The sequence below is a fragment of the Pseudomonas sp. NBRC 111133 genome, assembly GCF_001320605.1.
In the GTDB taxonomy this organism is placed as follows: domain Bacteria; phylum Pseudomonadota; class Gammaproteobacteria; order Pseudomonadales; family Pseudomonadaceae; genus Aquipseudomonas; species Aquipseudomonas monteilii.
Window position 1 is genome coordinate 19,304 of sequence record NZ_BCBJ01000090.1, and the last position, 12,999, is coordinate 32,302.

Consider the following 12,999-nt stretch of genomic DNA (forward strand, 5'->3'; position numbering starts at 1 on the left):
GCTTTCGGCAAGTGCTGTTTTTTATCCGTGGGTTGCGCGGTAGATACGGAAGCCGTCGGCCTCGTCGCGTACCTGGCAGTTGCCCAGTGCCCCTTCGATCAGCGGTTGGTAGCGCAGGAAGCTGTTGGCGACCAAGCGCATTTCCCCACCTTTTCGCAGATGAACGGCAGATTTTTTTAGCAAGTTCTCCGAGGCCTGGTAATTGGTGTGCACCCCGGTATGGAACGGCGGGTTGCTCAGAATCAGGCTCAGATCGGCAGGTGCCGCATCAATGCCATCACCGCTGATCACCTCACCCTCCAGGCCGTTGGCAGCCAGCGTCAGGCGACTGGCTTCTACCGCGAAGGCGTCCACATCCAGCAGCGTTACCCGGCTTTGTGGATAACGGCGCTTGACCGTGGCGCCCAATATCCCTGCGCCGCAGCCGAAGTCCAGCACATGGCCGACTGGCAGACCGTCGAGGTGCTTGAGCAGCAGGGCAGTACCGCGGTCGAGGCGGCCGTGGCTGAATACGCCCGGCAGGCTGACCACCTGCAAAGGGCCGTCTTCCAGCGCCAGCTCGAAGTGCTCGGCCAGGCTTGCCAGTGGCTTGGCCTCGGGTGCCTGCTCGATGGTCACTTGCCATAGCTGGCAGTGGCGGGCGCTGTCCAGCTTACGCGGTTTGCCAAAGGCCTGTAGCTGCTTGGCCGCGCCTTCGATGCCGCCGCGTTTTTCGCCGACCAAGTACAGCTCACGACCGGCCAGGCGCGATGCCAGGGCATTCAGCAGGTAGGCCGCCAGCTCACGGGACTTGGGCAGGAACAGCACGGCGCTGTCGAATGCCATTTCAGGCGGCTCGACCCCGAAATGGCTGCGGCCGGCGAAGCGGCTGTCGAGCATGGCCTGATCGCCGGCGTGCCAAGTCCAGGCCTTGGCCTGAGGCAATTGGGCGAGCAGGCCGTCGGCGGGGGCGCCAGCGATCAGCAGCGGCCCCTGGAACAGCTCTGCCTGGCGGAGCAACACTTCACTGCGCGGGTCCATGGACGACGCCTCCTGGAAAAAGTGGCGCAGTGTAGCAGAGGCGGGCGCCGGGCTCAGCTGACCACGCGGCGTGGCTGCCCGGCGAAGAAGGCCTGGGCGTTCTCGCTGAGCTGGCCGACGATACGCTGGCGCGACTCTACCGCACCCCAGGCGCTGTGCGGGGTGATGATCAGGCGCGGGATGCCCGGTTCGAGCAGCGGATTGCCGTTGACCGGCGGCTCCACACTCAACACATCGGTGGCCGCGCCGCCCAAGTGGCCTTGGCGCAGGGCGTCGGCCAACGCCTGTTCGTCGATCAGGCCGCCACGGGCAGTGTTGACCACCAGCGCACTGGGCTTGAGCAGGGCCAGTTCGCGGGCACCGAGCATATGCCGGGTGTGCTCGTTCAGTGGGCAATGCAGCGTCAAGGCGTCCACTTGCGGCAGTAGTTCGTCCAGTGGCAGCCGGTCGTCACGTTCCGGGCGGCCGGGAATCTGCCCGCTCAGTACCCGCATGCCAAAGGCCTCGGCCAGCCGCGCCACCGCGCCGCCGAGCTCGCCGTGACCGAGCAGGCCGAGGGTTTTGCCCTCCAGCTCGATGATGGGGAAGTCCAGCAGGCAGAATTGGCTGGCCTTGGCCCATTGGCCGTCGGCTACTGCCTGGTTGTAGTCGCACAGTCGGGTGGCCAGGGCCAGCAGCAGGGCGAGGGTGTGCTGTGCGACGGACGGTGTGCCGTAACCCTGGCAGTTGCAGACGGTGATGCCTTGGGCGCGCGCCGCTGCCAGGTCGACATTGTTGGTGCCGGTGGCGGCCACAAGGATCAGCTTCAGTTGCGGGTTTGCGGCCAGGGTCGCAGCGTCGAGCATTACCTTGTTGCTGACCACCGCCACCGCGCCTTGCAGGCGCTCTGCCACTTGGTCGGGACGGGTGGCGGCGAACAGCTCGAATTCATCGAACTGCTGCTTCAGGGGCGAAAGGTCGAGGTCGCCAAGGTCCAGGGAGTGGTGATCAAGAAACACGGCGCGACGCGGGCTGGGCATGGGGGGCTCCGGTGGCTGGGCGGGATATTGGTGTTATGGCCATTCGCGGGCACGCCCGCGTCTACAGGCGCAGTGTCTAGCCCGGGGTTACCGCCCGTCAACGCCTGCCACTCATACCTTTGGCTCGCAAATCATTCCTTCGGCTGATTTAGCCGTCACATTGCGGCACTACAGTAGTTGTCAGACTTGTCCGGCTCGCTTTTCAGAAAAGGGATACCCATGTTGCAGACCCGCATCATCAAGCCCGCCGAGGGCGCCTACGCCTACCCACTGCTGATCAAGCGCCTGCTGATGTCTGGCAGCCGCTATGAAAAGACCCGTGAAATCGTCTATCGCGACCAGTTGCGGCTGACGTATCCACAGCTCAACGAACGTATCGCACGCCTGGCCAATGTGCTGACCGAGGCCGGAGTAAAGGCCGGTGACACCGTGGCGGTGATGGACTGGGACAGCCACCGCTACCTGGAATGCATGTTCGCCATCCCGATGATCGGCGCCGTGGTGCACACCATCAACGTGCGCCTGTCGCCCGAGCAGATCCTCTACACCATGAACCACGCCGAAGACCGCGTGGTGCTGGTCAACAGCGATTTCGTCGGCCTCTACCAGGGTATTGCCGGGCAGCTGACCACCGTCGACAAGACCCTGCTGCTGACCGATGGCCCGGACAAGACCGCCGAGCTACCCAACCTGGTGGGCGAATACGAGCAATTGCTGGCCGCTGCCAGCCCGCACTACGATTTCCCCGACTTCGACGAAAATTCGGTGGCCACCACCTTCTACACCACCGGCACCACCGGCAACCCCAAGGGCGTGTATTTCACCCACCGGCAACTGGTGCTGCATACGCTGGCCGAGGCTTCGGTCACCGGCAGTATCGACAGCGTGCGCCTGCTGGGCAGCAACGACGTGTACATGCCCATTACCCCGATGTTCCATGTGCATGCCTGGGGCATTCCCTACGCCGCCACCATGCTCGGTATGAAGCAGGTGTACCCCGGGCGCTACGAGCCAGACATGCTGGTCAAGCTGTGGCGCGAGGAGAAGGTCACCTTCTCTCATTGCGTACCGACCATTCTGCAGATGCTGCTCAACTGCCCGACCTCGCAGGGCCAGGACTTCGGCGGCTGGAAGATCATCATCGGCGGCAGCGCGCTCAACCGTTCGCTCTACCAGGCAGCCCTGGCCCGGGGTATCCAGCTAACCGCAGCGTACGGCATGTCCGAGACCTGCCCGCTGATATCCGCCGCGCACCTTAACGACGAGTTGCAGGCTGGCAGTGAAGACGAGCGCATCACCTACCGCATCAAGGCCGGCGTGCCCGTGCCACTGGTCGAAGCGGCGATTGTCGATGGCGACGGCAACTTCCTTCCTTCCGATGGCGAGACCCAGGGCGAGTTGGTGCTGCGTGCGCCGTGGCTGACCATGGGGTATTTCAAGGAGCCGGAAAAGAGCGAGGAGCTGTGGCAGGGCGGCTGGCTCCACACCGGTGACGTCGCCACCCTCGACGGCATGGGCTACATCGACATCCGTGACCGTATCAAGGATGTGATCAAGACCGGTGGCGAGTGGATTTCCTCGCTCGATCTGGAAGACCTGATCAGCCGCCACCCGGCTGTACGTGAAGTGGCGGTGGTCGGGGTGGCCGACCCGCAGTGGGGCGAGCGGCCGTTTGCCCTGCTGGTGGTGCGCGACGGCCAGGCCATCGATGCCAAGGCGCTCAAGGAACACCTCAAGCCGTTCGTCGAGCAAGGGCACATCAACAAGTGGGCGATCCCTAGCCAGATCGCCGTTGTTACTGAAGTTCCCAAGACCAGTGTCGGCAAGCTCGACAAGAAACGCATCCGCCAGGACATCGTCCAGTGGCAAGCCAGCAACAGCGCTTTCCTGTCCACGCTGTAACCGCCGTGCGGGTCGCGAACGCCAGAACGCGACCCGCACGCTAGAGGCCTTCACGCCTTGCCAAACGGCTGAAATGCGCCATCCTTTAGCACTGCCAGCCCGCAACCGGGACAACAATGCAGCGAGTTGGCGGCATGGAGCGCAAATCACACTTTAGAGGGATCAAGCGCCTGTGCCTTGCTGGCTATAGTCGGGGCCAGGGGATTTTCAGGAATGGGGGAGGGCGACACGCGCAAGCCGTGTCGTCGCAGGTGCAAACCTGCAAACCGGTCGCTCGGGCCGTTCTTGAAAGGACTCACTGCCATAACAAAAAAGTACATGGAGTAGCGTCGATGAAATCTGCAAACCTGTTCTGGCGCCGGGCCAAGTTGCCCTTGGCCGTCAGCCTTGCTTCCACGCTCGCAAGTCCTGCTTTCGCTGTCAGCTTCAACATTGGTGAAATCGAAGGCCAGTTCGACTCCTCGCTCTCCATCGGCGCCAGCTGGTCGACGGCCAACCCCAACAAGAACCTGATCGGTGTCAACAACGGCGGCAAGGGCCTGTCGCAGACCTCCGACGATGGCCACCTGAACTTCAAGAAGGGCGAAACCTTCTCGAAGATCTTCAAGGGCATCCATGACCTGGAGCTCAAGTACGGCGATACCGGTGTGTTCGTGCGCGGCAAGTACTGGTACGACTTCGAACTGAAGGACGAAAGCCGTGAGTTCAAGGACATCAGCGACTCCAACCGCAAGGAGGGCGCCAAGTCGTCTGGCGCCGAACTGCTCGATGCCTTTGTCTACCACAACTACTCCATCGGCGATCAGCCAGGCTCGGTGCGCCTGGGCAAGCAGGTGGTGAGCTGGGGTGAAAGTACCTTCATCGGCGGCGGTATCAACTCGATCAACCCCATCGACGTATCGGCATTTCGCCGTCCGGGGGCCGAAATCAAGGAAGGCCTGATTCCGGTCAACATGTTCTATGTGTCGCAAAGCCTGACCGACAACCTGTCGGCCGAGGCCTTCTACCAGATCGAATGGGACCAGACGGTTGTCGACAACTGCGGCACCTTCTTCTCGCAGCCGGACATCATTGCCGACGGCTGTACCGACAACCTGCGTGTGCTGAGCAGTAGCCGAACCCTCAACGCACTGCCCGCAATCGCCAGGGGCGTGCTTGCCGCCAACAATGTCAACTACAACGAAGAGGGGGTGCTGGTAAGGCGTGGTGCTGATCGTGATGCCCGCGACAGTGGCCAGTTCGGTGTGGCTTTCCGCTATATGTTCGAGCCGCTGGATACCGAGTTTGGTGCGTACTTCATGAACTACCACAGTCGCGCGCCGATCTTCAGTGCGACCGGTGCTTCCCCGGCCGCATTCGCGTTTGCCAACAGCCTCACGCCGACAGCGCTTTCGGGGCTTCGCCCCTTGCTCATTGCGGGGAACTCTCAGTACTTCGTCGAGTATCCTGAGGATATTCGCCTGTACGGCTTGAGCTTCTCCACAACTCTGCCAACCGGTACTGCCTGGAGTGGTGAACTTAGCTACCGCCCCAATGCGCCGGTGCAGCTGAACTCTACCGATATCCTCTTTGCTGGCGTTACGCCCCTGACTGGTTTCGGCAATGCCTCCGTGCTTCAAGGTACGCCGGGGCAGGACCTGCATGGTTACAAGCGCAAGGAGATCACGCAGTTCCAGACTACCTTTACCCACTTCTTCGACCAGGTCATGGGCGCCAGCCGGCTCACCGTGGTGGGCGAAGTTGGTGTTACCCATGTAGGCGGCTTGGAGAGCACCAGCAAGGCACGCTATGGTCGTGACCCGGTCTACGGTCCTGGCGAACTGCCCGGTGGCATGTGTACGGTGCTCAACGGCTCCACTATCAATGGCTCCGGCCTGGGAAGCTCTACCGCCAACCTGTCGCGCAACTGCAACAGCGATGGTTTCACCACCAGCACCTCCTGGGGCTACCGCGCCCGCGCTATCTGGGACTACAACGACGTATTCGCCGGGGTCAACCTCAAGCCGAGCGTGGCCTGGTCCCATGATGTCTCCGGCTACTCGCCAGGCCCTGGCGGTAACTTCGAGGAGGGCCGCAAGGCGGTCAGCCTGGGCCTGGACGCCGAGTACCAGAACACCTACACGGCGAGCCTGTCGTACACCAACTTCTTTGACGGCAAGTACACCACCGTGGATGACCGCGACTTCGTCGCCCTCAGCTTCGGCGTGAACTTCTAAGCACACAGATCCAGGACGACACGACATGAACAAGACCAAAAGTCTGCTGCAAGCCGGTGTACTGGGCCTGTCCCTGCTGGCGACCAGCGTGATGGCTGCGGTATCCGCCGACGAGGCGGCCAAGCTGGGCAGTACCCTGACCCCGATGGGCGCCGAAAAGGCCGGTAACGCCGATGGCTCGATCGGCCCTTGGGAGCCGTTGTCCAAGAGCGCAGGCAGTGTCGACGGCAAGGGCTTCCTGTCCGATCCATATGGCAGCGAGAAGCCGCTGTTCACCATCACCGCGCAGAACGCCGAGCAGTACAAAGACAAGCTTTCGCCAGGCCAACTGGCCATGCTCAAGCGCTACCCGGACACCTTCAAGATCCCAGTATTCAAAACCCATCGCGGCTCGACCGTCCCGGCTGATGTGTTTGCGGCCATCAAGGAAAACGCCACCAAGACCACTTTGGTGGAAGGCGGCAACGGCCTGAACAACTTCCGCACGGCCGTGCCGTTCCCGATTCCCCAAAGCGGCCTGGAGGTGATCTGGAACCACATTACCCGCTACCGCGGTGGCAGCGTCAGCCGCCTGGTGACCCAGGCCACGCCACAGCAGAACGGCTCGTTCAACCCGGTGTACTTCTCCGACCAGTTCGTCTTCCGCGACAAGATGAAGGATTACGACCCGAACAACCCGGGCAACATCCTGTTCTACTTCAAGCAGGAAGTGACCGCTCCTGCGCGCCTGGCCGGTACCGTGCTGCTGGTGCACGAAACCCTCGATCAGGTGAAGGAACCGCGTAAGGCGTGGATCTACAACGCCGGCCAGCGCCGTGTGCGCCAGGCGCCGCAGGTGTCGTATGACGGCCCGGGTACCGCTGCCGATGGCTTGCGTACCTCCGACAACCTGGACATGTTCAACGGTGCGCCAGACCGCTACGACTGGAAGCTGGAAGGCAAGAAAGAGCTGTACATCGCCTCCAACGCCTTCAAGCTGGACGACCCCAAGCTGAAGTACACCGATATCATCAAGGCCGGGCACATCAACCAGGACCTTGCCCGCTACGAGCTGCGCCGCGTGTGGCATGTGGTCGCGACCCTGAAGCCAGGCCAGCGCCACATCTATGCCAAGCGTGACTTCTACATCGACGAAGACACCTGGCAGGCTGCGGTGATCGACCAGTACGACGGTCGCAACCAGTTGTGGCGCGTTTCCGAAGCTCATTCCCAGCCGTATTACAACAATGAGGTACCGTGGTACACCCTGGAGACCATCTACGACCTGCAATCGGGGCGCTACCTGGCCCTAGGCATGAAGAACGAAGAAAAGCGTGCCTACGACTTTGGCTTCAGTGCCAGCAAGGCTGACTTCCAGCCAGCAGCGCTGCGGCAGTCGGGTATTCGGTAACCTGAAAGACTCCGTGTGATCCCCAGAACGCCCCGGCTTGCCGGGGCGTTTCCATTTCATGCCCCGGCCTCTTCGCGGGCACGCCCGCTCCCACAGGATTGCGCCGTAGCCGAAACCAGCACAAGATTTGTGGGAGCGGGCGTGCCCGCGAAGAGGCCCGAACAGGCAATAAATCTGCTGAATACCCACCCAAACCCCCGCCCCAGCACTTGTCCATCAGCCTTGTCGCTTTTTGTCGCAGTCTTTCCCGGGGCAAATGCGCCCATCATCTTCAAATGCGCTGCGTTACCGGCTAGTCTCGCAAGCATCCATATCGCCGTAATCTTCCAACCAGAACGAGCCGGCCATGACAGACCTGTCCCGTACGCATGGATTCGCCAGTCAGGCCCTGGGCCTGCTGGACGGGCGTTTCTTTCGGCCCCCCCTGCCGGAGGGGCATGTGCCGCGTCCGCGCCTGTGCCAGCGTCTGTACACCGGCCTCGGCGGTCGCCTGCTGCTGGTCAACGCCCCGGCGGGTTTCGGCAAAAGCTCCCTGGCCATCGAGTTTTGCGAGGCACTGCCCGAACACTGGCGCAGCCTATGGCTTGGGCTGAGCCAGCGAGATGCAGACCCAGGCCGCTTCCTTGAGCGCCTGCTCGAAGGGCTGCAGCAATACTGCCCGGCCTTGGGTGGCCAGGCCATGGGCTTGCTGAAAATGCGCCAGCGCCATCAGCCGTTCGCCTTCGAAGAGTGGCTTGACGGCCTGCTCGACGAGCTGGCGTTGTACCTGCAAGCGGATACACCTTTGCTGCTTGTACTGGATGATTATCACCTGGCCCAAGGGCCTGTACTTGACCGTTGCCTGCAGTTCTTCCTCAACCACCTGCCGGCCGGCCTGGTGCTGCTGGTTACCAGTCGCCAGCGCCCGGACTGGCACCTGGCGCGCCTGCGGCTGTCGCGTCAGCTTGTCGAGCTGAACGAACAGGATTTGCGCCTTACCGCCGAAGAGTCGCTGGCGGTAATCGGTCGCCAGCCCACGGGCTTGCGTGGCCAGGCCCTGGACAACCTTATCCAGCGCAGTGATGGCTGGGTGGCCGGGTTGCGTTTCTGGCAACTGGCGGCCAGCGACAGCGCCGACGAGCAGGCCTTGCCCCAGGCGCTGCATGGTGGCGAAGGGCTGATTCGCGACTACCTGCTCGAAGAAGTCATCGATATGCTGCCCGCCGATGTGCAGGCTTTCCTGTACGAAACCGCGTGCCAGGAGCGCTTCTGCGCCCAACTTTGCGATGCTGTGCGGGGCCGCCACGACAGCGCCGAGATCCTGCGTTTCCTGCAGGCGCACCAGGTGTTTCTGGTGCCGCTGGACGAGCACGGCCACTGGTTCCGTTATCACCACTTGTTCTCCGACTTGCTGCGCAGTCGCCAGGCCAACGAACCGCTGGCCGGCTTGCACTTGCGGGCGAGCCGTTGGTTCGAAGCCCAGGGCCTGCTGGACGAGGCGGTGGAGCAAGCCTTGCGTGCCGGCCACCTTGATGTGGCCGCCGACCTGGTGCAGAGCCTGTCCGAGGAGCAACTGCTGGCCGAACAGAACGTCGGCATGTTGCTGCGCTGGAAGATGGACTTGCCCGACAGCCTGTTGATCAGCACGCCAAGGCTGATCGTGCTGTACAGCTGGGCGTTGGGCCTGGCTTGCCAACTGGACGCGGCCGAGGAGCTTGCCGGCTACCTCAGCCGCTTCCTGCCCGCACCTTCGGCGACCGCGCAAAAGTCGATGCTGGCCCAGTGGCTGGCGCTGAGTGGGGTGATTGCCCGAGGCCGTGGTGACCGCGAGCGCACGTTGGCCTATTGCAGCGAAGCGCTGCAGAGCCTGCCAAGCAAGCGCTATGGCCAGCGCCTGGTGTGCCTCTCGATGCTGTCCAACCTGGCCATCGCCGATGGTGATTTCTGGCGGGCCCGCGGCTGGAACCGGGAAGCCCTGGAGCTGGCCCAGCGAGTCGGCAACCCGTTGTTCGAGGCGTTGGCCCATTACGACCGGGCGCGTGTACTGCACGCCCGTGGCGAAGTATTGCGGGCGCTGTACGAAGTGCGCCAAGGGCTGCAACGCCTGCAAGGGCTTTCGGCACAGCGGCTGTATGCCGTGCGCGCACGCCTGACGCTTTACGAAGGCTATCTGTTGGTTTCGCGCCTGCAGCCTGCCCAGGGCCGTGCGCGGTTGCGCGCGGGGCTGGGCGAGGCACGGGCCTGCCGGGATATCAGTGTGCTCATCGGCCATTGCGTGATCGCCACGCTCGATGGGCGGGAAGGGCACTTTGCCGAGGCCTTTGCCGAACTGGCCGAGGCTGAGCGCCTGATGCATATCTGGGACGTGCCCCCGGTTTACTACCTGGCCATGATTACCCTGGTCAAATGCGAACTCTGGCTGGCCCAGGGGCGCACCGACCTGGCCGAGTCGTGGCTGCTGCGCCTGGGCCAGACCTACGGCGGTGAGCAGCCAGCGGCAGCACCGGAGTTCCACCCACTGCTGCCGTTGCACATTGCGCTGCAGCAGGCGCTGCTCGAGCGTATCCAGTTACGTGGCGACGACGCCGTGCAACGCCTGGCCAGCCTGGTCGAGCGCGGGCAGGCCAGTGGCGGCATGATGCTCACCGTCAGCGCCCTGTGCCAATGGCTCTCCCTGCTGATGGACGAAGGCCGCGAAGGGCAGGCCGCGCAGTTGCTGCCAGGCTTGCTTGAGGCCGCCCGTGGCGGCGTGCTGCAACCGTTCCAGCCACTGCTGGAAAAACACCCGCAATGGCTTCACGAGCAACTGCAGGCAGGTGCCGCGTGCCCGGTTCAGGCCGAACTGCTCAAGCGCCTGCCACCGCTGCCAAGCGCCAGCACGGGCAGCGGCGAGACGTTGAGTGGCCGTGAGCTGGCTGTGCTCGAACTGATCGCTCAGGGGTGCTCCAATCAGCAGATCAGCGAGCGGCTGTTCATTTCCCTGCACACGGTCAAGACCCACGCCAGCCACATCAACAGTAAGCTGGGCGTCGAGCGGCGTACGCAGGCGGTGGCCAAGGCCAAATCCCTGGGGTTGCTGGCATGATGCTGGCCCTGCCGGTCGTTGCCCGCTAAAGTGATGGCCTGAGGCCATGGTTTGTGGCCGCCAATGCGCTACCCTCATCTTTCCCGACCGGCTGCCGATACAGCGATCGGTGGCATCGCCTCGCGCGATTTTTCAATCATTCCAAGGCAGGTCGTGTTGATGCTGCAGTACGGGCAAAAAAGCTTTCTGATCGTCGACGACTTTACCGACTTTCGCACGTCGACCCGTTCCATGCTGCGCGAGTTGGGCGTGCGCGACGTGGACACCGCTGACAGCGGCGAGCAGGCGCTGCGCATGTGTGCGCAGAAACGCTATGACTTCATCCTGCAGGATTTTCACCTGGGTGATGGCAAGAAGAACGGTCAACAGGTGCTCGAAGACCTGATCATCGACAAGCACATCAGCCATGAGTGCGTGTTCATCATGGTCACGGCCGAGAGCAGCCAAGCCATTGTCCTCAGTGCCATCGAGCACGAGCCCGATGCCTACCTGACCAAACCGTTCAACCGGGTTGGCCTGGCCCAGCGCGTCGAGAAGCTGTATCAGCGCAAAACCTTGCTCAAGCCGATTCTTCAGGCCCTGGACCGCAGTCGCCCGGCTGAAGTGCTGGCGGCTTGTGCCGAACTGTGCAAGAAGGACCCGCGCCTGGCACCCCTGTGTCTGCGCTACCGGGCCGATGCCTTGCGCAACCTCAACCGCTTCGAGGAGCTGGAAAAGTTCCTCAAGGCCATCCTGGCCAGTCGCCCGCAGCCGTGGGTGTACGCTGCATTGGGCGCCCTGATGCACAAGCGCGGCCAGAATGCCCAGGCCCAGGGCGTGTACGAGCAGGCACTCAAGGCGTTCCCGATCATGCCAGGGCTTTACGACGGCATGGCCGAAGTGCTGGTGGCGCAGGGCGATACCCGACGTGCGCAAAACCTGCTGGAAGAGGCGGTACGCCTGTCGCCACTGTCGGTGCGTCGGCAGTCGACACTGGGCAAGCTGGCGCTGGAAAACGAAGACTTCGAGAGCGCGTCGAAGGCGTTCCGCCATGCGGTGAACCAAGGGCAGAGCTCGCGCTACAAGGACGCCGAAAACAACCTGGGCCTGGTGCAGGCCCTGATGAGCAAGAATGCAGGCTTCGGTCTGGACGCCCGTACCCGGGTCGAGATCAACACCACGCTCAGCGAAGTGGCCAAGGAAAACCCCGAAGACCAGGGTTTGCAGGTGCGTGCGCGGATGATGAAAGCCGCCAGCCTGCAGCAGGCGGGCGACCCGGAAACGGCTGCCAAGCTGACCGAGCAGGCGATCCAGCGCCTGGACAAGATGAACCAGTTTTTTTCGGTCGATTCGGCCCTGACCGTTGCCGCACAGTTGCAGGCAATGGGGCAGGAAGCTGCCGCCATCGGCGTGCTGAAAAGCTGTGTGGAAAGTTATGGTGATGACCCCAAGGTCATGGAGAAAGTGGGCAAGCTGACCGACGACCCCACGGTGCTCAACGCCATTACCGAAGCGGTCACCCTCAATCGCCAGGGTGTGCGCAGTTACCAAGGAGGGCAGCTTGGCGAGGCGTTGCAACTGTTCCGCAAGGCGCTGGGTATGCAGCCGAAGAACATCAGCATCGCCCTCAACACCGCCCAGGCGCTGCTGCGTATTGGCGGTGACAACCCTCAGCCCGCGATCATGCAGGAATGCCAGGACGCCTTGACCAGCGTGGCCGGTATCCCTGCCAGCGACAATCGCTATGACCGTTACCGCAAACTGCACATCCGAGTGTTCGGCGCATGAATCAAGACAATCAGGGGCTGGATTTTTCCACGGTGATCGCCTCCACCGTGCACGACCTCAAGAGTTCGTTGTCGGCGCTGATCCAGTCCCACAACCAGTGGGTAGAACGCCTGCCCGAAGCGCTGCGCGGTGGTGCCGAGCAGGGCATCATGGAGCATGAGTTTCGCCACCTCAACGGCATGCTGGTGCAGTTGCTGGGCCTGTACAAACTGGGTATCAACCAGTTGCCGGTGTGCCCGGACTACCACGAACTGGACGATTTCATCGAAGCTCAGCTGGCGGCGCACCAGGAAGTGCTCAAGCACAACGACATCCTCGCCACCTGGCGCATCGACACCGACAACCCGCTGGGTTTCTTCGACCGCGAACTGGTGGCCTCGGTGATCGCCAACGTCATCACCAACGCCACCCGCTATGCCGGGCACGCTTTGCTGATCACGATCGAAGAGGCCGACAACCAGCTGGCCATCTGCGTGAACGATGATGGCCCGGGTTATCCAAAACACATGCTCGAGCGCCAGGAGGAGTACATCCAGGGCATCGACTCGACCAGCGGCAGTACCGGCCTGGGGCTGTATTTTGCGGCGCGGATTGCGGCGTTGCATGAAAGCGGCGGGGTGC

General features: G+C 62.8%; 8 protein-coding genes. 6 read left to right on the top strand and 2 right to left on the bottom strand.

The genetic code is table 11. The features are described from left to right. Window positions 1-21 precede the first annotated feature (21 nt). Both APH36_RS21515 and APH36_RS21520 read right to left on the bottom strand, forming a co-directional pair. The gene (locus APH36_RS21515) at window positions 22-1,020 is read right to left on the bottom strand and encodes a class I SAM-dependent methyltransferase (protein WP_060500145.1); all 999 of its coding nucleotides are present in this window, start codon (window positions 1,018-1,020) and stop codon (window positions 22-24) included. 53 nt (window positions 1,021-1,073) lie between these two features. After that, window positions 1,074-2,039, bottom strand: coding sequence for a 2-hydroxyacid dehydrogenase (locus APH36_RS21520; RefSeq protein WP_060500146.1), 966 nt, complete (start codon window positions 2,037-2,039; stop codon window positions 1,074-1,076). Window positions 2,040-2,258: 219 nt separating this feature from the next. Between APH36_RS21520 and APH36_RS21525 the strand changes: the two genes are divergently transcribed. The 6 genes from APH36_RS21525 to APH36_RS21550 all read left to right on the top strand — a co-directional run. Further along, a complete protein-coding gene (locus tag APH36_RS21525; protein WP_060500147.1) occupies window positions 2,259-3,941 on the top strand; it encodes a fatty acid--CoA ligase in 1,683 nt (560 codons plus the stop codon). Window positions 3,942-4,273: 332 nt separating this feature from the next. Next, window positions 4,274-6,157: a DUF1302 domain-containing protein gene (locus APH36_RS21530; RefSeq protein WP_060500148.1), complete on the top strand. Its 1,884-nt coding sequence runs from the start codon at window positions 4,274-4,276 to the stop codon at window positions 6,155-6,157. A 25-nt stretch (window positions 6,158-6,182) separates the two neighbouring features. After that, window positions 6,183-7,547 (top strand): DUF1329 domain-containing protein, encoded by a 1,365-nt coding sequence (locus APH36_RS21535; RefSeq protein WP_060500149.1) that lies wholly within the window; start codon window positions 6,183-6,185, stop codon window positions 7,545-7,547. Between the two features lie 346 nt (window positions 7,548-7,893). Then, window positions 7,894-10,611 (top strand): LuxR C-terminal-related transcriptional regulator, encoded by a 2,718-nt coding sequence (locus APH36_RS21540; RefSeq protein ID WP_060500150.1) that lies wholly within the window; start codon window positions 7,894-7,896, stop codon window positions 10,609-10,611. Window positions 10,612-10,770: 159 nt separating this feature from the next. Next, window positions 10,771-12,378, top strand: coding sequence for a tetratricopeptide repeat-containing response regulator (locus tag APH36_RS21545; RefSeq protein ID WP_060500151.1), 1,608 nt, complete (start codon window positions 10,771-10,773; stop codon window positions 12,376-12,378). Then, on the top strand, window positions 12,375-12,999 hold a 625-nt coding region (locus APH36_RS21550; protein WP_060500152.1), incomplete at its 3' end, for a sensor histidine kinase KdpD. The genes APH36_RS21545 and APH36_RS21550, both read left to right, overlap by 4 nt.

What these genes read in the sequence shown, in the direction of transcription:
- APH36_RS21515 (WP_060500145.1), bottom strand. Translation starts at nt 1,020, where the DNA reads ATGGACCCGCGCAGTGAAGTGTTGCTCCGCCAGGCAGAGCTGTTCCAG.
- APH36_RS21520 (WP_060500146.1), bottom strand. Translation starts at nt 2,039, where the DNA reads ATGCCCAGCCCGCGTCGCGCCGTGTTTCTTGATCACCACTCCCTGGAC.
- APH36_RS21525 (WP_060500147.1), top strand. Translation starts at nt 2,259, where the DNA reads ATGTTGCAGACCCGCATCATCAAGCCCGCCGAGGGCGCCTACGCCTAC.
- APH36_RS21530 (WP_060500148.1), top strand. Translation starts at nt 4,274, where the DNA reads ATGAAATCTGCAAACCTGTTCTGGCGCCGGGCCAAGTTGCCCTTGGCC.
- APH36_RS21535 (WP_060500149.1), top strand. Translation starts at nt 6,183, where the DNA reads ATGAACAAGACCAAAAGTCTGCTGCAAGCCGGTGTACTGGGCCTGTCC.
- APH36_RS21540 (WP_060500150.1), top strand. Translation starts at nt 7,894, where the DNA reads ATGACAGACCTGTCCCGTACGCATGGATTCGCCAGTCAGGCCCTGGGC.
- APH36_RS21545 (WP_060500151.1), top strand. Translation starts at nt 10,771, where the DNA reads ATGCTGCAGTACGGGCAAAAAAGCTTTCTGATCGTCGACGACTTTACC.